The organism is Arthrospira sp. PCC 9901, from assembly GCF_059013425.1.
Genome location: NZ_CP102296.1, coordinates 1,962,665 through 1,985,262 on the forward strand (window position 1 = coordinate 1,962,665; position 22,598 = coordinate 1,985,262).

At 48.5% G+C, this 22,598-nt stretch carries 10 protein-coding genes and 1 pseudogene; 7 read left to right on the forward strand and 4 right to left on the reverse strand.

What is annotated here, in order from left to right; all coding sequences use genetic code 11:
• Positions 1 to 85 precede the first annotated feature (85 nt).
• Positions 86 to 1,231 carry a peptidylprolyl isomerase gene (locus NLZ44_RS08730; protein ID WP_493752523.1) on the forward strand — a complete coding sequence of 382 codons (1,146 nt, stop codon included), beginning with the start codon at positions 86 to 88 and terminating at the stop codon, positions 1,229 to 1,231.
• Positions 1,232 to 1,259: 28 nt separating this feature from the next.
• Entirely contained in the window at positions 1,260 to 1,646 is a 387-nt protein-coding gene (locus tag NLZ44_RS08735) for a hypothetical protein (RefSeq protein ID WP_081593343.1), read from the forward strand.
• 294 nt (positions 1,647 to 1,940) lie between these two features.
• Here NLZ44_RS08735 and NLZ44_RS08740 read toward each other — a convergent pair.
• The 4 genes and pseudogenes from NLZ44_RS08740 to rpsT all read right to left on the reverse strand — a co-directional run bounded on the left by NLZ44_RS08740 (position 1,941) and on the right by rpsT (position 13,035).
• A pseudogene (locus tag NLZ44_RS08740) lies at positions 1,941 to 8,012 on the reverse strand (DNA-directed RNA polymerase subunit beta').
• 217 nt (positions 8,013 to 8,229) lie between these two features.
• Entirely contained in the window at positions 8,230 to 11,541 is a 3,312-nt protein-coding gene (gene rpoB, locus NLZ44_RS08745; protein ID WP_493752524.1) for a DNA-directed RNA polymerase subunit beta, read from the reverse strand.
• A gap of 176 nt (positions 11,542 to 11,717) precedes the next feature.
• Positions 11,718 to 12,524 (reverse strand): TatD family hydrolase, encoded by an 807-nt coding sequence (locus tag NLZ44_RS08750; RefSeq protein ID WP_493752525.1) that lies wholly within the window; start codon positions 12,522 to 12,524, stop codon positions 11,718 to 11,720.
• Between the two features lie 193 nt (positions 12,525 to 12,717).
• Positions 12,718 to 13,035 carry a 30S ribosomal protein S20 gene (gene rpsT, locus NLZ44_RS08755; RefSeq protein ID WP_035759876.1) on the reverse strand — a complete coding sequence of 106 codons (318 nt, stop codon included), beginning with the start codon at positions 13,033 to 13,035 and terminating at the stop codon, positions 12,718 to 12,720.
• Positions 13,036 to 13,357: 322 nt separating this feature from the next.
• On the opposite strand from rpsT, the gene hisD reads away from it, so the two are divergent.
• The 5 genes from hisD (at position 13,358) to NLZ44_RS08780 (ending at position 22,551) form a co-directional block, all read left to right on the forward strand.
• Entirely contained in the window at positions 13,358 to 14,671 is a 1,314-nt protein-coding gene (hisD, locus tag NLZ44_RS08760; protein WP_008056952.1) for a histidinol dehydrogenase, read from the forward strand.
• A gap of 48 nt (positions 14,672 to 14,719) precedes the next feature.
• Positions 14,720 to 15,151 (forward strand): universal stress protein, encoded by a 432-nt coding sequence (locus tag NLZ44_RS08765; protein WP_006667929.1) that lies wholly within the window; start codon positions 14,720 to 14,722, stop codon positions 15,149 to 15,151.
• Positions 15,152 to 15,386: 235 nt separating this feature from the next.
• Positions 15,387 to 20,660, forward strand: coding sequence for a PAS domain S-box protein (locus NLZ44_RS08770; protein WP_493752526.1), 5,274 nt, complete (start codon positions 15,387 to 15,389; stop codon positions 20,658 to 20,660).
• A gap of 53 nt (positions 20,661 to 20,713) precedes the next feature.
• Positions 20,714 to 21,805, forward strand: a complete 1,092-nt coding sequence (locus NLZ44_RS08775; RefSeq protein ID WP_493752527.1) for a PAS domain-containing protein — start codon at positions 20,714 to 20,716, stop codon at positions 21,803 to 21,805.
• Complete coding sequence (locus tag NLZ44_RS08780; RefSeq protein ID WP_493752528.1) at positions 21,775 to 22,551, forward strand: sensor histidine kinase; 777 nt, start codon at positions 21,775 to 21,777, stop codon at positions 22,549 to 22,551. The genes NLZ44_RS08775 and NLZ44_RS08780 overlap by 31 nt, the downstream gene beginning before the upstream one ends.
• The last annotated feature ends 47 nt before the right edge of the window (positions 22,552 to 22,598 follow it).

The following is a 22,598-nucleotide window of genomic DNA, read 5'->3' on the forward strand; positions in this document are numbered from 1 at the left end:
TGAGTTTGTTATCTGTTGGCTGCTATAGTTTCTCTGAACTGCGCCGGAATATGGCAAGATGGGTTAGGGAAAAAAATAATAATTTATGCTGAATTTGTCCAAGTCCATAATGAATACCTGTAAACGCTGGCTGAAAACTGGCCTGATTGCCCTATTGCTGTGTGTTCTTTCCGTCGGTCTGAGCGCCGCTTGGTGGGATGGCGGCAATAGTACGCCAAAACGGGAAAGTGTCTTACCTGCTGGTAATGCTATTACTGATGGTAAGGCTCTCCTACGCTATGCTCTCCCTATTGACAATGAGCCGATTCGCAAATTTCAGGGTAGCCTTGAAGAGATTGCTGATCGCATTAGGGGTAAACGCTGGAGTCCTATTAAGGGAGATATTACCACTGCTGCTAGGATTCTATCTATCAATGAAGGGGATATTTTGGCTAGTATCCCCGACGCGCGCCAAGCTGAAGCTAAAGCTATTATTGAGGAACTCAGAGCCGAAATTGAGATTCTGCGATCGGCTTTGGATGTTAAAGATGGTGAAACACTCCTAGAAACCCGCGCCTCTATGTTGTCTCAGGTGACTCAGCTTCAGGAAATGATGGTTGGAGAATTTCCTTTTGAGGTCCCCGCAGAATATGCTAATATCCCCCAACTAAAAGGCCGTGCTACCGTCAAGATGACTACCTCTGAAGGCGATATTACCCTCGTCGTCGATGGTTATAGCGCTCCGGTAACGGCCGGTAATTTTGTGGATTTGGTGCAACGTGGGTTTTATGATGGGTTGGAATTTATCCGCTCCGAAGAGTCCTATGTTTTGCAAGTCGGAGATCCACCCGGTCCGGAGGAAGGATTTATTGACCCCGACACAGGCGAATATAGGGCTGTTCCTCTGGAAATTTTGGTGCGTGGGGACGATGAGCCTACTTATGGGATTACCCTAGAGGCGGCGGGTCGTTATCGTGATCAGCCAGTTTTGCCCTTTTCTGCTTATGGAACTGTCGCTATGGCTCGTCCTGAAAGTAACCCGGACGGCGGTTCTTCTCAGTTTTTCTTCTTCTTGTTTGAACCAGAACTGACTCCGGCGGGACTTAATTTGCTTGATGGTCGCTATTCTGTGTTTGGATATGTGACCGAAGGTAAGGAAGTCTTAGAGAATTTGACACAGGGTGATGCGATCGCATCTGCTAAGGTCATTCAAGGGTTAGAAAATTTGGTTCAACCTAAGAAGTCCGCTTAACCAAGCCTTGAAAGTGGCAATTTATTAATTGCCACTACCCACTATTATCGATGATTGTACTCTCTCATCATTTGTGCCAGCTATTATGGCTATTTTAGAATTAGTATCTGTGGCTGCTTTGGGTGTTCTCGTGGGATTATTCCTGTTTAATATCAATTCTAAACGGGAAGAACAACGCCAGCTTGATAATGCTTTTTATCAATTAATTGAATCCCAAGATGGCGAAATTTCTTTAATTCAATTAGCCGCTTTGGCGCGGGTTAGTGCTGATGTCGCTCAAGAATATTTAGACCGACAAGCCGGGGTATTTGCTGCTATTCCTGAGTTTGATCAAGATGGTAATACCTTCTATCGATTTCCCCGCCTACGGCTTCCTAAGCAGTTTCCAGAGCGATCGCCTAATCAGGATTGGTAAAACCCCCACCATAAAATCAGTGCTGGGGGTTGACAAGTCTACCGAAACACTGATATTATCTACATATAATTTTTAATAATTTTATTATTGGTTAAATTATTAAAATTGCCAATATTCCCATTATATAGCAGTATACCAGAACTACCCGCCAAAAGCAACCACTCCCCCCCAAAAATTTTTTTGCAGCATTTGTTAATTTTTCGTTACAAAACTTCACATAACTTCCGTAACAAAAAAGTAGAGACAAGGTACGCTTTGTCTCTACTCTTGTTTATTGCCTAATTAGGCACGGTGTTAGAAATCGTCGTCATCAAGGATGTCATCAGTGATGATAGCAGACGAGAAAGGTTCTTCATCGTCATCATCAATTAAAGGGAAATTATCAGAATCATCATTGATAGCAAACTCATTATCCTCATCATCCTCATTATCTACGAGGTCATCAGAGAACATAGCCTGGTCACTGTAGGCGCGAGCCGAGTGGTCATCAAGAATTACATCTTCCCGCAAATCATCATTATTAACATCATCTTCGGGGTAGTTGTAAGGTTCCTCATCCACAGCCGAATCTTCCGCCAAAACCGCGTCTTCATAAGCATTAAAACCGCTACCGGCCGGAATTAGTCGTCCGATGATGACATTTTCCTTGAGACCTCGCAACCAGTCCGACTTACCCTCAATAGCAGCTTCAGTTAAGACGCGAGTAGTCTCTTGGAAACTAGCAGCCGAGATAAAGCTGTCAGTATTGAGAGAAGCCTTAGTAATCCCCAACAGAACAGGAGTATAGCGAGCGGGAGCGCCGCCAGTAATAAACATAGCCTCATTGACCTGTTCAACCTGACGAAGTTCCGTCAACTCTCCCGGAAGAGTAGTAGTATCGCCGCCATCATCAATGCGAACCTTAGAGGTCATCTGACGGACAATCACCTCAATATGCTTGTCGGAAATATCAATACCCTGAGATTGATAAACCGATTGAACCTCATTAACCAGGAAAATCTGACACTTTTGGAAGCTCTTGAGAGCCGCCTCATAAACCATCCCATCCTGTTCCAGATAGTAATTAAAGAACACCTCCAGAATTTCATGAGGATTAGCCGGACCATCAGTGAGAGGCTGTCCGACATCAACCGTTTGTCCATCAGAGACAATAACCGTCTGACCAGGAGTAAGGGGATACTCAGTCGCAGCGCCGCCAGACTCAATCACGCGCAACTGGACCAAATCCTCAAAAACCTCCACCTGAGCCGTACCGGGTTGTTTAGCCAAAATACAAGCCTCTTTAGGTTTACGAGCCTCCAGAAGTTCCTCAATACGAGGTAGACCCTGAATAATATCCCCAGTCTTGGGTCGCTCAAAAACCAAAAGCACCAAATTATCACCCCGTTGAACCAAATCGCCATCACTCAAATGCAGAACCGCGCCGGAGGAAACGCGATAGGGTCGTCCGATACGGAGAACTATTGATGTTTCCGAGTCATCCTGGTTAATGGCTACAATTTGTCCAGATTGCGACAATTTAACCCCAGGTGCAATTTCGGAATCTTCTACTACCAGTTGACCGACTTTAACAGTAGGAGTGACACCATCGGGTAGTTGAATGGTCATCATATCGGTGTCACGAACAATGAGACAGCGGCGGAGAATTTCAGCACCGGAGCGAATACCGCCAACGACACCGCCATCTTTACCGAGAATTTCGGTGCGAGTGACGACTGCGCCTGGTTCAATTTCCTGACCATCATGGACCAGTAAGCGAGTCCGGGTGCTACCTTGGGTGGAATCAGCGATAATATCGCGCCGAATCACCAAAGACTCTAAAATCACCAATTGGAGGCGCATAATCTCAGGATTCTCTTCATCGGGAATCAACTCGATATCAGCCGCCAACTGAGGCGCTTCGGTACCGATATTAATTACCAACTGAGTACGCAACAGTTCGACTCCTTCGACAGACCGAACCCGCTCGCCGTCTTTATAAGATAGACGTTGTACTGCTTGGAGAGAGATAGACTGATTGAGGGATTCCTGGGAGGGGATAGGGGGAGTTTCTGGAACATGAAATTCCACGACGGGACGCAATAGCAAGGCGGGACCTTCGGGAGTTTCCACATACTCAACATAATTAAGTTCTGTGGCTGTAACTCCTGGTATAACTTCTTCTCCGGCGTTTTTAATCTGACCATCGATCGCCATTACCATTTCGGGGTCATCGACCAGATGCAATTCCCCTGGTTTGACGACAATTTCGCGAAGGATATCGTTCTTTTGGGTAACTTCAATAACCCCTTTACTCTGACAGAAGATATCTTTAACTACCTCTGTTCCGGCTTCGACATATTGACCATCTTCAACGATTAACAGAGAGATGTCCTTATTCACTTCGTGACACTCTTCAGGAATCCATAATAAGGTTCCCCCAGATGTTACCTCATAGCCTTGTTTACCTTTGGAGCGTTTAGCAACTTCCACGCCAGCGTATTTAATAATCCCGCCAGTAGTGGTGCGGTAGCTATCATCCATCAATTCCGCGATCACTTCATGATTTTCGACCTTGCTACCGGGTGTAACTTTGAGGGAGAAACGGTGATTGCTGTTAGTTTCAATCACATATTGTTCCCGTCCCAACTCTGATTGGAGACGTACCAAAGCCTGGTCTAAAAGTACAGAGGCGGTGATAATTTCAATTTCCCGTGGTAGAGCATTTTCCTCACCGGAGGTGGTGGTGGTGATAGTACCATCAGCGAGTGTTTCTGTGGCTACAGTGGCGGGGTCTATGTCATTATCATCGGTAATGCGGACAATACCGCCATGTTCGGTTTGCAGTTTAGTTTGAGCCAGGACGCTACCTGGTTCCACACGATCGCCATTTTTTACTACTGGTTCTGCGCCGGGGGGTAAGTTATAAACTTCTCCGGCTAAGACCCACAGCAAGCCACCCCGTTGAGCGATGCGGGTCATATTTCCTTGGCGATCGAGTTTTTCTTCTGGTACAACGTCAGCAAACTTAACCTCTCCGGCTAAATCTGTTGCTACGTCCTTAGTGGCTTTTTCAGTAGTTTTACGAGCGGTCCGACCCCCGGCGATAATCTCGACCAAGATTTGGTCAGCCTGAACAGCTTGTCCATCGTGAACCACCACCGTAGAGCCTTGGCTGATGTTAATGCGCTTGTTCCCGTCTTTCCCTTCCACCGTGAGATAACCGTTACTTTCAGCCAGGAAGGAATCATCCCCGTGTCGGGTACGGAAAGCACGCAGACGGAGAGTTTTCGGAAATTTAACAGTCCCATCAAAGGGAGCGCGGAGAAACCCAGCCGCTTCAGCGGTAAATACGCCTCCGGTGTGGAAGGTCCGCATAGTCAATTGAGTTCCCGGTTCCCCGATAGACTGAGCGGCGATAATACCGATCGCTTCTCCTAAGTCTACCATTTCCGCATGAGCCAAACTCCAGCCATAGCAGTGGCGACATACGGATCTGTTCGCCTCACAGGTTAGAGGCGATCGCACAAAAACTTTTTTCACCCCAGCATTACAGATAGCGGAGGCTAGGTCATCACAAACGACTTGATTGCGAACAGCGCGGATTTCTCCAAAGCTAATAATTTCCCCGGTCTCTGGGTTTTTTACGTCCTCACCCAAGACGCGACCCATAAGGCGGTCTTTGAGGGGAATCAAAATGCGATCGCCATCCGTCATATCTCCCAGAGTGATTCCCCGTTCCGTACCGCAGTCAATTTCCCGCAGAATCACATCCTGAGATACATCCACCAACCGTCTGGTCAAGTATCCCGAATCTGCCGTCCGCAGCGCCGTATCCACCAATCCTTTCCGCGCCCCGTAAGACGAGATAATATATTCTGTTACCGTCAATCCTTCCCGGAAATTAGTTTTAATCGGCTGGTCAATAATTTCACCTTGAGGGTCAGCCATCAAACCCCGCATTCCCACCAATTGACGGACTTGGGAGATATTACCCCGCGCCCCAGAGAACGCCATCATATAGACAGAGTTCAGGGGATTTGTCGAGCGGAAATTCCGCACTACTTCATCCTTCAGAGCTTCCGACGTACCGTTCCAGGTATCAATTACTTTTTGAAAACGTTCTACTTCCGTGATTTCTCCCTTCGTGTATCGCCGTTCTGTGCGCCGAATTTCCTCTTCCGCCTCCTCTAACAATTCCTTTTTAGTCTGGGGAATTTGCAAGTCATCAACACTAATTGAAACCCCCGCTTTTGTAGCATATTTAAATCCCAAGCTCTTTAATTCATCAGCTACTTGGGCCGTAACAGCGCTTCCATGATTCATAAACGCCCAGGTCATCAATTTTTTGAGTTGACCCTTATCAATAACCCGGTTGCGGAATATTTTTTGATTGTCAGACATAGCAGTTCACAGTCAAAGTGCAAATTTTCAGGCGGCGGGTTTTCGGGGATTATGTACTGAGTAAATATCTCCCCAACCCGCCTTTAATTATTGTTAAACTAGAGCATCTAGCACAGTTTTGTTGAAGATAATTCGACCAGCCGTTGTCCGCACATATTGGGAAATCATTTGTCCTTCCTTATCTGCTCGAACTCTCCTGGTCAAATTTCCACTTTTTTGACCCACATATAATTTAGTCTGGCTACCATCAGCAGACTTGTCCTCTCGGTCAAGTTGTTCAGGTTCATCTAGGTCAACCTCCCCATCAAAACGCACCCAAATCTCAGCGTGCAAATCCAGCAAACCGTGATTATAGGCAACGATCGCATCTTCCAAGTTACTGAAATAGCGATCTTTTCCTCGCACCGCTTTAGGATTTTGTGCAGTCAGATAATAGCAACCCAAAACCATATCCTGAGAAGGGGTAACAATAGGTCTTCCGGTAGCCGGAGACAGAATATTATTACTAGCCAACATCAGCAAACGAGCTTCCGCCTGAGCCTCAATAGACAAAGGAACGTGAACAGCCATTTGGTCTCCGTCAAAGTCAGCGTTAAAAGCCGGACAGACCAGGGGATGCAATTTAATCGCCCTTCCTTCCACCAGGATCGGTTCAAAAGCCTGAATCCCGAGGCGGTGGAGAGTTGGCGCACGGTTAAGCATAACGGGGTGTCCAGAAATCACCTCTTCTAACACATCCCAAACACTCGGATCGCCGCGTTGAATCAACTTTTTCGCCGCCTTAATATTATTGACCAAATTCTGACGAATCAGGCGGTGAATAACAAAAGGTTGGAAAAGTTCGATCGCCATTTCCCGAGGTAGTCCGCACTGGTGCATTTTCAAATTCGGACCCACCACAATCACAGAACGCCCCGAATAATCAACCCGTTTTCCCAGCAAGTTTTGACGGAAGCGGCCTTGTTTACCCTCAATAATATCCGAGAGAGATTTCAAAGGTCGGTTATTAGCGCCCACCACAGTCCGACCGCGGCGACCATTATCAATTAAGGCATCCACCGCCTCTTGTAGCATTCGCTTTTCATTGCGAATAATAATTTCCGGCGCTAAAATCTCCTGCAACCTAGCCAGGCGATTATTACGGTTAATCACCCGTCGATAGAGGTCATTTAGGTCAGAAGTAGCAAAGCGACCCCCATCTAACTGAACCATCGGTCGCAAATCCGGGGGAATTACCGGAATCACATTTAAAACCATCCATTCCGTTTTAGAACTGGTGGCGATAAAGTTATCAATGATCCGCAGTCGCTTAATCAGCTTGGCGCGTTTTTGACCTTTAGCGTTAGCAATATCCGTTCGCAATCGTTCCGCTTCTTCTTCTAGGGGGATATCTTCCAAAAGGCGGGCGATCGCCTCAGCGCCAATACCCACTTCCACCCCAACCAGTTCGCCTTCTTCTGCGTAAATCTGCTCCTCAATTTCCAGCCATTGTTCTTCCAGCAGCAGTTGTTTATAGGATAGATTATCAGCATTCCCCGGATTCAATACCACATAGGCATTAAAATAAACCACCTGTTCCACATCTCGCAGAGGCATATCCAGCAAAATCGCCATATAGCTAGGAATACCCTTGAGATACCAAACATGAGTCACCGGAGCCGCCAGCTTAATAAAGCCCATGCGATGTCGTCGCACCCGCGATTCTGTAACTTCTACCCCGCAACGTTCGCAGACAATCCCCCGATGTCGGACTCGTTTATATTTACCACAGTGACATTCCCAGTCCTTAGCCGGTCCAAAAATACGCTCACAGAACAACCCATCCATTTCCGGCTTGAGGGTACGGTAGTTAATAGTTTCGGGCTTGGTAACTTCCCCTACCACTTGACCGTTAGGTAAAGTACGTTCTCCCCATTGTCGGATGCGTTCTGGAGACGCTAACCCAATTTTGACGTAATCAAAACGTTGCTCTAACTTAGGCATAATTCTAGTTACCCATGTATGCTGACAAGAACCCCCCTCCTCCCCCTCCGTGTTTTAGAGGTAGGGACGCGATTATGTTTAACCGGCTGCTGCGCGGTGGGAGTGTAGGGGTTGGTTAAGAGTTCCCATGATTCCCACAGACCCACTACGGTACGCCGCCCCATGGGGGGGAGGAGGGGGGGGGCTGAAAACCCCCCAAAGTAAGTCAATTGATGAATTAACCTACAACCCGTGAAGAGTGTTCGTCGTCATCAATGACGCTCAAATCGTATGTAGGCTTAGAAGGTGGTCTGACCCGGTGAGGCTCATCAGCCATCAGGTCTACCTCCAAATCTTTACTAGCACCATCTTTATCAGTATCCACCTTATGAACTGCAATATCCAAACACAAAGATTGCAACTCCCGCATCAGCACTTTAAACGATTCTGGCGTACCTGGTCGAGGGATAGTTTTGCCTTTAACGATCGCATTGAGAGCTTCATTACGGCCTGCCATATCATCAGACTTAACCGTTAGCAACTCTTGCAAAGTATAGGCTGCCCCAAACGCTTCCAATGCCCACACCTCCATTTCTCCGAACCGCTGACCGCCCTGTTGTGCCTTTCCACCCAACGGCTGTTGAGTCACCAAAGAATAAGGACCAGTAGACCGGGCGTGAATCTTATCATCCACCAGGTGAACCAACTTGAGGATATAAGCGATACCCACCGTTACCGGTTGGTCAAAGGCTTCTCCCGTGCGGCCGTCATAAACAATAGTTTTGCCGGGGTATTCCTCACTAAATAACCAATCCTTTTTGAGTTTTTCGCGGGCTTCTTTAAGTTTACTGTGGACTGTCTCACGGGACATTTCTTGACCAAACATTTCATCAAACGGGATCACCTTAAACCGTCGTTTCAGGTTTTCTCCCGCCCATCCCATCAAACACTCAAAGATTTGACCTACATTCATACGACTAGGCACACCCAGGGGATTCAGGACGATATCCATCGGCCGACCGTCCGGGAGATAGGGCATATCTTCAATGGGAAGAATACGCGAGACAATCCCCTTATTACCGTGGCGGCCCGCCATTTTGTCTCCCACCTGAATTTTACGTTTTTGTGCCACATAGACCCGCACCACCATATTAGCTCCTGGGGGCAGTTCATCGCCTTGTTCTCGGGTAAACACCCGCACATCGACCACCCGGCCTTTTTCACCATTAGGAACCCGCAGGGAGTTATCCCGCACATCCCTAGCTTTTTCTCCAAAGATAGCCCGCAGCAGTTTTTCTTCTGGGGGTTGGTCCGACTCTCCTTTCGGGGTAACTTTTCCTACCAGAATATCTCCCGACTCTACCCAAGCGCCAATGCGAATAATCCCGGAAGCGTCAAGTTGTCGCAGGGAGTCTTCCCCGACGTTGGGTATTTCGCGGGTAATTTCTTCGGGTCCTAGTTTGGTTTGTCGCGCCTCAATCTCAAATTTTTCGATATGGATTGACGTATAAATATCGTCATAAACCAGACGTTCACTGATTAAGATTGCGTCTTCATAGTTGTAGCCTTCCCAGGGCATATATGCGACTAAAATGTTATGACCCAGCGCTAATTCTGCCCCTTCCGTCGAGGAACCATCAGCTAACACCTGACCTGCCACTACTTGGTCGCCTTCATAGACTAAGGGGCGCTGGTTTAAGCAGGTATCTTGGTTAGACCGTTGGTATTTTTGCAGTTCATATTCGATTTCCCAGCCGTCTGGGTCAATCACCCGAATTTTCGCGCCATCCACATAACTGACTTCTCCATCAGTACGAGATACAATCACCATACCTGAGTCCCGCGCCGCCTGTGCTTCTAGTCCCGTTCCTACAAACGGACGTTCAGGACGCAGCAGCGGAACTGCTTGGCGCTGCATATTGGAACCCATCAGCGCACGGTTAGCGTCATCGTGTTCTAGGAAGGGAATTAGGGAGGTAGCTACCGAGACAATTTGCACCGGGGAAACCGCTACATAGTCCACTTGGTCGGGGCTGGTTTTGGTGAAGTCCTGACGATAACGCACCGGAACTAGGTCGCCGAGGATATGTCCTTCGGAGTCATAGCTAATGTCTCCTGGTGCTACCCGTAGATCGTCTTCCTCGTCAGCCGTCATATACACCGGAAGCAAATCTCGGCGCACTCGTCCATTTTCTACGGGATAGTAAGGGGTTTCGATGAAGCCGTAGGGGTTAACCCGGGCGTGGGTAGCCAGGGAGCCAATTAGACCCGCGTTCGGTCCTTCTGGGGTTTCGATGGGACAGATACGACCATAGTGGCTTGGGTGAATATCACGCACCGCAAAGCCAGCCCGTTCTCGTGTTAAGCCACCGGGACCTAGGGCAGATAAACGCCGTTTATGGGTTAATTCCGCTAGGGGGTTAGTTTGATCCATAAATTGGGACAGTTGGCTAGACCCGAAAAATTCTTTGATGGCTGCTACCAAAGGTTTCGGGTTCACTAGGGAGGCGGGGGTTAGGGTTTCGGCATCGCCAACGGTCATCCGTTCCCGAATAATTCTTTCTAAACGGTTTAAACCTACTCGGATTTGGTTTTGCAATAGTTCCCCTACTGAACGCACCCGACGATTACCCAGGTGGTCAATGTCATCGGTTTCGCCGATGTCGTATTCTAGGTTAATCAGGTAGTCGATCGCCGATAGAATATCAGTGGGAGTTAGGACTCTGGTGCTATCTGGCACACTTAGCCTTAGTTTCCGGTTCAGTTTATGCCGTCCTACCCGACCCAAATCATAGCGTTTCGGGTCAAAGAAGCGATTCTGCAAAAGTTGTTCTCCCCCGGTGATGGTGGGAGGTTCCCCTGGTCGCAGTTTTCGATACAACTCCATCAGGGCATCTTCTTCGCTAAATTCCCCTTCTTTTTCGATGGTTTTTTGGAAGTAGTCTGGGTGCCGCAATGCGTCAAATATTTCGTTATTCGTCAATCCTAGGGCTTTCAGAAGTATCTGAGCCGATAGTTTGCGAGTTTTGTCAATTCTTACCCAAACTAGATCATTTTTATCGGTTTCAAATTTCAACCAAGCGCCTCGGTTAGGGATGAGGGAGGCGCTATAGGTACGTCGTTGGTTTTTATCGATTTCCGATTTGTAGTATACCCCCGGACTCCGCACAATTTGGTTAACAATAACCCGCTCGGCTCCGTTAATAATAAACGTGCCACGTTCGGTCATTAAGGGCAGGTCTCCGATAAAAACTTCCTGCTCTTTAATTTCCCCGGTTTCTTTGTTTATTAGCCGGGTAGGAACGTACATCTGCACGGAGTATGTACTATCCCGCCGTTTGGCATCGTCTACGTCATATTTGGGCTGTTTCAGCTTGTAATCTCTGGCTAAGAAATGCAGTTCTAGTTTCCCTGTATAATCACTGATGGGCGAGAAACTTTCTAATTCTTCAATTAGCCCGGTTTCTAAAAACCAACGAAAACTCGATCGCTGAATTTCAATTAAATCAGGAAGTTCAAATGCGGATTCGTATTGGGTTGTGTTTATCATGGTTTCTACAGGTCTGCTGGGATGTTCAAGGTCTGCTGGTATGTTAGGGTTAGGCGAAATCAGGGTTACCCCTACCACATCATCGCCCCCATTGAGTATCGATATATCCCCACCTCTGGGCAATTGCTCAATGGCTTGTCGGGCGATTGGGGAAATTTGGGAGTTGATTTGTTTGATTAGGGGGTTAGTTTACTAGGAATGACGGACAAGCCAAATAATTCCGAGGCATTTTTAGTAGTCTGCTGACTCAGAGTTTCTAGGGATACACCACGGAGTTCGGATACTTTTTCGGCAACGTATTTCACGAAGGCGGGTTCGTTCCGTTTACCTCGTCGAGGAACCGGAGCTAGAAAGGGGCAGTCAGTTTCAATCAATAGCCGATCGCTACTAACCCGACGAGCAGATTCCTGAATTTGGGTAGCATTTTTAAAGGTTACCGTTCCGCTGAAACTAATGTAAAACCCCAAGTCTAAAAACCATTGCATTTCTTCAGGAGTTCCACCCCAACAGTGCATAACACCTCGCACGGGACCATGATCTTGATCATCGAAGAAATCCCGCAACAGTTCCACCATCGAGGCTGCTGCATCTCGACAGTGGATAATTACGGGTTTATTTAGTTGGCGAGCTATTTCCAGTTGGGCTTGGCAAATTTCCTTTTGACGGGCTTCATCCTTCGCCTTATAAAAGTCTAACCCCGTTTCCCCGATCGCTACTACCCTCGGATCAGATTCAGCTAGAGTCCTAATTTCACTGGCTGTGGTTTCTGTCCATTTCTCTGTATCCAGGGGGTGCAACCCTACGGCAAAGGATAGTTCTTCTACTTGGTCGGCGATCGCCCTGATTTCGGCAAATTCCCCTGGATGAACACAGGAGTGTACCAAAGACACCACTCCAGCAGACCGCCATCGCTGCCGGATACCTCCGAGGTCTGTAGCCAGACTCTTGAAGTTAATGTGAACGTGAGTATCAATTAGCTGCATCTGGTGCTATCTGTCCTTCAGCATACTTCCCAGCCTTTTGGCCCATTTTTAAGCCAACACTGTTGGATTTTTGGTGATCACCGTTTTCTGGGATATCCCATCTAGCATAGCCATCCACTGAAGTTATAGGTTTTTCAACCCCTCACTTCAGTGCGACTTGCTGACATACTCGCGGACGGCACGAGGTTTCCCCCTAGGAGGCTGTCGCTTCCTGGGCGCTAGAATTAGGCTGGTGTCGTTTCAAGAACCGAGCTAATCTCGATTTTTTCCGTGCCGCATTGTTCCGGTGCAGAACACCTACCTTCACGGCTTTATCGATTTTACTGGTGGTTGCTGACATCCGCTGCTGGACTTCCTGCAACGCTTCATCGCTGGGATTAGCCGCATATTGCTCAACAGCGGCAAAATATTTTCTCATGAGGGTCCTGACGGCTGAATTATAGGTTCTATTCCTCAGCCGATTGCGTTCAGCAATTTGGACTCGTTTAATGGCAGATTTGATGTTGGCCATGGCTTCCGGTGTAGGACTACGCGGATCTTTGATAATCAAGATTTCCAGAAATACCAATATAGCACGTCAATAGGGGAATTTGTGCATTAAATTTTTATTTTGCCAATACGGGGGCGCAAAAGTCCAGATGAGGGCTGAAGATCTCGGAGTCAGGCAGAGTCTGTGAATCCGCGTTACACTATATAACAAACGCGGGTTATACTGAAAGTTAGGCTGACCTGGTTCGGCTTAATTAGGTATAAAAGAAATTTAGCCCCATCCGGGTTGATCAATTCCCTCGCGTTTTGGCTAGTAACTTCTACGGTTTGCACTCCTAATCACCATGCTGCGAATTATTACTCAGTGGGTTGAAGCACAATCAGAACTGCGACGCATCGCCAGTCGTACCCATGATGATACTGTTATCCATAAAGAAGCTACGGTGCGAGAAGTTCTGCAAACCGTGAAGCGACAAGGGGATAAAGCACTGCTACACTACACCCAAGAATTTGACCACAAAACTCTGACCCTGGAACAGTTGCGGGTGAGTGCTTCGGAGTTGGATGTCGCTTATCAACAGGTTAATTGCGAACTTCTCGATGCAATTCGGTTAGCAAAAAAACAGATTGAGGCATTTCACCGCCAGCGTGTTCCTAAGTCTTGGGTTCAGTTTGGCGATGATAATGTGGTTTTAGGTAAACGATACACCCCTGTTGACCGGGCGGGTTTATATGTGCCGGGTGGCCAAGCGTGCTATCTCAGTACGGTTTTAATGAATGCTATTCCGGCTAATGTGGCTAAAGTGCCTCGCATTGTGATGGTAACTCCCCCAGGCATTGATAATAAGATTAGTCCGGCGATTTTGGTGGCGGCTCAGGAAGCTGGAGTCCAGGAAATTTATCGGGTAGGTGGCGCTCAGGCGATCGCTGCTTTGGCTTATGGTACGGAAACTGTGCCGAAAGTTGATGTGATCACAGGTCCGGGTAATATATATGTAACGCTGGCGAAAAAATTGGTTTATGGTACTGTCGGTATTGACTCGCTGGCGGGACCGTCTGAGGTGCTAATTATTGCCAATAGTATCGCCTCCCCTGTTCATGTGGCCGCGGATATGCTGGCTCAGGCAGAACATGATACAATGGCCGCGGCGATTTTGTTGACTACAGACTCGGCTTTGGCTCGTCAGGTGGTGGCTGAGGTGGAACGGCAGCTTGAGCATCACCCGCGCCGAACTATGACGGAAAAGGCGATCGCTCACTATGGCTTAGTGGTGGTGGTGGACTCCCTAGAAGCAGCGGCTCAGTTATCTAATGAATTTGCTCCCGAACACCTAGAACTAGAAGTTGAGGAGCCGTGGGAACTATTAGAACACATTCGCCATGCGGGGGCAATTTTCCTAGGTTGTTCGACCCCGGAAGCGGTGGGAGATTATTTAGCAGGTCCTAACCACACCCTACCCACTTCAGGTGCGGCTAGGTATGCTTCGGCTTTAGGGGTGGAAGTATTTATGAAACACTCTAGTTTGATTGAATATTCTCCGCAGGCGCTGCAAAAAGTCGCAAATGCTGTTAATATTTTGGCTACTGCAGAAGGGCTACCATCCCATGCAGATTCTGTTCGTCTGCGGACGAAAAATCAGGGAGATGGGGATTTTTAGCGGGTGTTGCTGATTTCTATATCAGCTTAATGTGAGGAGAAGTTACCAATGCTGAGGACAATTTTGGTTGCTATTGATGATTCCCCTTCTATGGAGATAATGATGAATGCCTTAAAGCAACTACAATTGGAACCCACAACCCATGTGATATTCTCCCATGTGGTTTCAACTACAGGGCCTGATGTAGATCCAATTGCCGATCGCCCCCATCCTAGCTCATCAGAAGAGTTAGCCTATTGGGATATCGAGAATTATCTACGCAGCTATCAGAAACAGTTAGCTGTTCCCAGTGATGTGGAAATTGTCCAGGGAGATCCAGCCGAAGAAATTATCCGGCTTTCTAATATCTATAAAACTGATTTGATTATTATTGGTAGTCGCGGATTAACTGGACTTAGCCGAGTATTACAAGGGTCCGTTAGTTCCCAAGTAGTAGCCGATGCTAATTGTTCAGTTTTGGTAGTGAAAGAAAAGGTGTAATAACCATGGTGTGAAATGCCGGACTAGCGGAGATTAACTAGCTAACCGGTTTTTTTTTCCCAGAAAAACAGGTCGAAAATATTTAGGGGATAGCGATTGACTGGGGCGGGTGATGAGCGCGAAAGCTGCATAATTTGCCCTTGAGGGCGGAACTAGAAAGCTGTCATGATCATGATCGACAAATTCCTAACTTCGGGGTTATGCTGGGTTTAAACATCCCTAGATCCTTGCGCTGATGGTTGATTACAATCAGAGTCCGACCGAAACCACCATAGACCCCAAAACCGCGATCGCCCTTAATGTGTTAACTATTTCCCCCGAAGCGACAGTGGAAGAGGCGATCGCCTTGATGAGTAATCCCAGTCGTGAATCAGACAGCAGTTCAATTATAGTCGTCACAGAAAGCGATCGCATTGTCGGTATTGTCACCGAGCGGGATATTGTGCGTCTGGCAGCCCAACAGCAACCCCTGCAAAGTTTGTTGGTAGGCGAGGTAATGAGCCAACCCGTTATCACCCTACAGCAGTCGGAACTAACTGATATTTTTGCGATCATTGACTTTCTGCAAAAGCGTGGCTTGCGCCATTTACCCATTGTCGATGACCACGATCGCCTCCTCGGTTTGATTAGCCACGAAAGCCTACAAAGGCTGACCCGTCCGGTGGACTTGATGCGGTTGCGGTCAGTGGGGGAAGTAATGGCTCAGGACGTGGTGACATCACCCCCCGATCGCACCCTGCTAGATATTGCTCAGTTATTGACCCGAAACCGAGTCAGTTGCGTGATTATCACCAAGTTCGATCCGGCCGACAACCCACCCATAGAGCGTCCTGTGGGAATCATCACCGAGCGGGATATTGTGCAATTCCAGGCTGTCGGTGGTGCGATCAGGGAAACCCGCGCCCAAGAGGTGATGAGTTCTCCCCTGTTTACAGTGCGACCGGATGAGTTTCTGTGGGCAGCCCAGCAACAGATGGAGGAACGGCGGATTCGGCGGGTGGTGGTCACTGGAGAACGGGGGAACCTAGTGGGAATCGTCACCCAAACAACCCTTCTACGGGCGTTTAACCCCATTGAACTCTATAATTTGGCAGAAAACCTCAAACAGCGGGTCAACCGTCTAGAAGCGGAAAAACTGGCGCTGCTGGAATCTCGCAACCGGGAACTGCAAGAGGAGGTGACCGCACAAACTCAGCGGCTTCAATCTCAGGCCCAGCGCGATCGCCTGCTGCTGAATATTTCCACAACCATTCGCAATTCCCTGGACTTAGCCACCATTCTCCAGACGGCGGTGGATGAAGTGCGGCAGGTGTTGACCTGCGATCGCGTCATTATCTACCAACTTGAAGACAATTTGAATGGTGTCGTCATTGCCGAATCAATTATTGCTGGCGGTCGGTCCGTGCTGCACAGTCAAGCCAATGACCCCTGTGTGACTCGAGAGTGGCTCGAACCCTATCGCCAAGGTCGCGTGCGGGTGGTGCGAGACATTTATGATGAGTCCATGACCCTGTGCCATCAGGAGCTATTATTGAGCTTTGATATTCGCGCCAAGCTGATGGTGCCGCTTGTGGTAGACGATCGCCTCTGGGGGTTGATGATCACCAGTCACCGAGATCAGCCGCGAGATTGGCAAACCGGGGAAATCGAACTCTTGCAGGCGCTCTCGATCCAATTGGCGATCGCCCTCAAACAAGCCACCCAACATCAACAACTCCAGAACGAGATTAACCAGCGCCAAACCGCGCAACTGGCCCTAGCATCTTTAAATAGCGAACTTGAAAGCCGAGTCGAGCAACGCACCGCCGAGTTACAAGCTCGCGAAGCCCGCTATCGGGGCCTCATGGAAGGCGCGACTGATGCCATTCTCCTAGCTACCCCTGAAGGTTACCTGATTGAAGCCAACCGCGCCGCCGAGGACTTATTCGGCTACTCCCGCGAGGAGTTCAGCGGACTGAGCCTAGAGCGATCGCCCCTACATATCAGCCAAATCCATCCCCCCGAGGAATTAGACCGCATTTTTAGCAGTTTTGAGCGGATTATTAAGGAAAAACAGATTTGGGTGTTGGATACCCGGATTCTCAAGGCCGATGGTTCAGAAATTCCCGTTGATATCTCAGGAAGCCTGATTAAAGTGGGGGAAACCTATGTTGTGCAAGGGATATTCCGGGATATTAGCGATCGCGCCGCCTTTGAGGAAAAACTACGCAGCAGTGAAACCGAGTTACGCAGCGTCTTTGAAGCCATGGGGGATCTCGTTTTAATCATTGCCCCCGATGCGCGCAAGGTGAATGTGATGCCCACCCGCCACCAAATGCTCGACCCCCAAGCCACGGAGATTCTCGATCAAACCCTCGATTGTCTATTTCAAGAAGAATCAAAATCCCGCAGTCAATCGCCGATTCTGGAAGCCTTAACCACCGGACAAACCGTGTCGTTTGAGTATCAAATCGACCTGGAGGATCGCCGCATCTATTTTGAAGCGAGTATTTCTCCCATGAGCGATCGCCAGGTGATTTGGGTCGCCCGGGATATGACCAAACGCAAACAAGCCGAGGCGGAAATTTTCCAACTCTCCCAACGACTCAGAATTGCCTTATATTCGGGAAACATCGGCTTTTGGGATTGGGATATTCGCCAAAATCGAATTACTTGGGATGAGCAGATGTATGCCCTCTATGGGGTTGATTATCCTTCAGAGTCTCCCAACTCAGAATCCGTAGTCCCTTACGAAGTTTGGGCTAATGGCGTTCATCCCGACGATCGCCAAGCTACCGCAGACCTCCTCCAGAAAGCCGTTGTAGGGGGAGCCGACTATAACACCGAATTTCGCGTTCTGCATCCCGATGGCAGCCTCCACTATATTAAAGCCTCTGGGTTAGTGGTTCGGGATGAAGCCGGTCAGCCCATCAGCATGATTGGGGTGAATTTAGATATCACCGACATCCGCCAAGCTGAAGCCGCTTTACAAGCCAGTGAAACTCGTTTTCGGCGGGTGTTTGACTCCAACGTAGTGGGGATGATGTTTACCAATTTTGCCGGAGACATCATCGAGGCGAATGATCGCTTTTTAGAGATGTTGGGCTATAGCCGCGCCCAAGTCGAGGCGGGTTTAATGAACTGGGCAGAAATCACCCCCCCTGACTATCGAGAGCAAGATTTGCAGGTGATTCAACATCTACGCCAATATGGATTTATTCACCCCTTTGAAAAAGCCTATCGCCATCAAGATGGACATTTGGTGTTTGTGTTAATTGGGGTGGCGATGTTATCTCAAACTGATGAGAGTTCTGTTTGTGTAGTGGTGGATATTAGCGCCCAGAAAGCGGCACTTCAGGAACGCACCAAAGCGGAACAGGCACTGCAAGAAAGTAAACTGCGCTTAGAACTGGCTCTGGCCTCGGCCAACACAGGACTCTGGGACTGGAAGATGCAGACCGGGGAAATTTGGTTCAATAAACAATGGAAATCCATGCTGGGTTATCAGGAGCATGAGATTGAGAACAAGTTGACGGAGTGGGAAAGTCGGGTTCATCCTGACGACTTAGCCCAAATTTACCAGGACGTGGAGGGACATATTCAAGGAAAAACGGAGTTGTATCGCGCTGAACATCGTCTGCGCTGTAAAGATGGCTCCTATCGCTGGATTTTATGCCAAGGGCGCATTGTGGAACGGGATGCTGAGGGACAGCCCCTGCGGTTTATCGGCACTCATACGGATATTAGCGATCGCAAAAAAGCCGAACAAACCATTGAGCAGCAAGCGCAACGAGAACGACTCTTGCGGGAGACCAATCAACGCATCAGTCAATCCCTGGATTTACCCACCATTTTTGACACCGCCTCTCGAGAGATTTGCAACTGTCTGCAAGCGAGTCGAGTCGGTATTTTCAAATTTTACCCTGATTCTGGCTATGACGACGGTGAGTTTGTGGCGGAGTCAGTGGTTAATGACTTCCCCTCGGTGCTGGCTATCCCCGTCCATGACCATTGTTTTGGGGAAAACTATGCCAGTCTCTACGCTCAAGGACGTTATTATGTGGCGGATGATATCCACCACGACGGTTTAGAAAACTGCCATGTAGATATTTTGTCTCAGTTTCAGGTGCGGGCTACCTTAGTGATACCGATTCTCTATCAAGATGTCTTATGGGGACTGTTGTGCATTCATCAATGTGACGGCACCCGCCATTGGGAACAGTCGGATATTGATTTGGCGCAGCAATTCTCGTTCCAGTTGGCGATCGCTATTCAACAGTCTAATCTGTTTGAGCAGTTGCAACAGGAACTCAGAGAACGTCAACAGGCGCAACAACAGCTTACTCAACGCAATGAGGAACTAATCCGCGCTACCCGTCTCAAGGATGAGTTTCTGGCTAATATGAGCCATGAACTCCGCACCCCCCTCAATGCCATTTTAGGCATGACGGAAGGGCTACAGGAGGAGGTGTTCGGTCCCGTGAATGACAGACAACTGAAAGCCCTGCAAACCGTGGAACGGAGCGCCTCTCACCTGCTGGCTTTGATTAATGATATCTTAGATGTGGCGAAGATAGAATCGGGTCAGGTAGAGTTAGAATGTTCCCCCACGGCGATCGCGCCTCTATGTCAATCCAGTATCGCCTTCATCAAACAGCAAGCCCTGAAAAAACGGATTCAACTCTCGGTTAATCTGCCCTTAAATTTCCCTGATATTATACTCGATGAACGGCGCATCCGTCAAGTATTAATTAATCTGCTCAATAATGCGGTTAAATTTACCCCAGAAGGGGGAAGCATCACCCTAGAAGTGATATTGCCCCCACCAAGAGAAGCGGAGGAAGAAAGCCCATATCTCCGGTTTTCGGTGAGAGATACTGGCATTGGTATCAGCCCAGAAAATATCAAGAAGCTGTTTCAACCGTTTATGCAAATTGACAGCGCCTTGAATCGCCAATATCAAGGAACTGGCTTGGGTTTGGCGTTGACAAAACAAATTGTAGAATTGCATGGCGGTCGGGTGGGTTTAACCAGTGAAGTGGGGGTGGGTAGTTGTTTTAGTATCGATTTACCCTATCAGGCTTCTGTGATGATTCCCCAACGGACGGACTCGGAGGCGGATTTAAACCCTAATGATGTGGAAACGCCATCAACCCCAAATGCAGCGCCTTTGCTGCTGTTAGCGGAAGATAATGAAGCGAATATCAGCACGATTTCCAGCTATTTAACCGCGAAAGGCTACCGGATTGAGTTGGCGAAAAATGGTCAGGAGGCAATTAATCAGGCTGTGGCTTTATCTCCTGATTTGATATTGATGGATATTCAAATGCCGGGAATGGATGGACTAGAGGCGATGAAACGGATTCGGGTGATGCCAGAGTTAGCGACAACGCCGATCATTGCCTTAACGGCGTTGGCGATGGACAGTGATCGCGATCGCTGTTTACAAGCGGGGGCTAATGAATACTTGAGTAAACCAGTGAGATTAAAACAGTTAACCCTAATGATTCAAGAGTTATTAGATTCTTAGCTGAGTAGAGATATCTAGTCTAACGACTCGAAATCAATAGTCAGGAATAAGTTATGCCATTTTGTTTACCCACCCTAGCAGACCTGCAAACTATCATTATCCCGTCTCCCCCCCAACTTAGCTTAGAGGATAGCCTCCAAGAGGCGATCGCCGCCATCAGTGGGGGAGATTGTGGCTGTGTCGTGATCTCCCAACCGGAGGGCTTTGGGCTGTTAAATGCCGAAGATGTGGTGAGACTCTTAGCCCAAGGACAGGACACCCGCCAGCCCCTCGCCACTTTGGACATTAGCCCCGCCCCAACCCTGAAACTATCGGACTGGCAAGATATTGACCAGATTGGTCAATATTTTCTGACTGAGGGGGTGCGCCATCTCTTGATTGTGGATGACCGGGGGAACCTAGAAGGGGTCATCAGTCAGGACAAACGGCTTTCACTGCTCCTCACCCCCCACGGGGATATTAAAAAGAATCTCGAACCCTTCTTTACCTTAACCCTGAATCTGCTTTGCATTGCCGATGTCCAAGGGCGATTTATCCGCCTCAATCCCGCCTGGGAAACCACCTTGGGTTATCAGGTCAAAGACCTGGAAGGGCAAATCCTCTTAGATTTCGTCCATCCCGAAGACCGCGCCGCCACCCTAGCCGCCATTGAGCAATTAAAGGGACAAGAAAAGGTGGAAGGTTTCGTGAATCGTTATCGCCGTGCCGATGGTCGTTATGTTCACCTACAGTGGTACGCTCAACCCTACGGATTTTTCCTCTATGCTGTCGCTCAGGATATTACCCAGCAAAAAGAGATTGAAGAGACCTTAAAAAAACGGGAAGCCCACCTGCAAACCGCCCAACGGATTGCCCATCTCGGCAGTTGGGAGTTTGAGGTCGCCACAGGTAAAATCACTTGGTCTGATCAGGTTTTTCGACTGTTGGGGCGCGATGCCGCCCTAGGGATTCCGAGTTATGAAGAAGTCCTGCAAATCTATCATCCAGAAGATCAGATTGTGCATGATCGGGTGGTGACAGAGGCGATCGCCACCGGAAAACCCTACGATTTGGAATGTCGCGTCTGCCATGAAGACGGCCCCTATACCTACATCCAAGCGCGGGGGAACCCATTATGGATGCCAAAGGCCAGGTTACGGCTTTAGTCGGTACTATCTTAGATATTACCGATCGCAAAACCCACGAAGCCGACCTGCTGAGAGTTAGCCAACAACTGGCCGCCTCCAACCAAGAACTGGAAGCCTTTGCCTATTCCGTCTCCCATGATCTGCGCGCCCCCCTGCGAGCCATTGACGGCTTTAGTCAAGCCCTCCTAGAGGACTATGGGCAGCTATTTGACGACATCGCCCAGGACTATTTCGATCGCATCCGCTTTAACATTAGTCGAATGAGTCACCTGATCGATGATCTGCTGTCTCTGTCGCGGGTATCGCGTTCTGAACTCAAACCCCAATGGGTGAACCTCAGCGCCCTAGCAGAAAACCTGAGCCAAGATTTGCAAATTCAAGAACCCCAAAGACCCGTAGAATTTATCATTGCGCCGGATCTGAAAGTAACCGCCGATCCCACCTTGATGGCGATCGTCTTAACCAATTTACTGGAAAATGCCTGGAAATTCACCAGCCATCACCCCAGCGCCCGCATTGAATTGGGGGTTATGCCGGCAGAAACCACCCCCGTTTATTTTGTCCGCGATGATGGGGCGGGGTTTGATATGCAATACGCTAAGATGTTATTTGGAGTGTTCCAACGGCTCCACAATACCGCAGAATTCCCCGGTACAGGCATCGGTTTAGCCACAGTGCAACGGATAATCCGTCGTCATGGGGGAGAAATTTGGGCCGAGGGAGCGATCGAACAAGGGGCTACCTTTTATTTTACGATTCCCTAATCGCCCAAGCTCACCTCAGCTTTTCTACCAACCCTTCTGTTATCCTG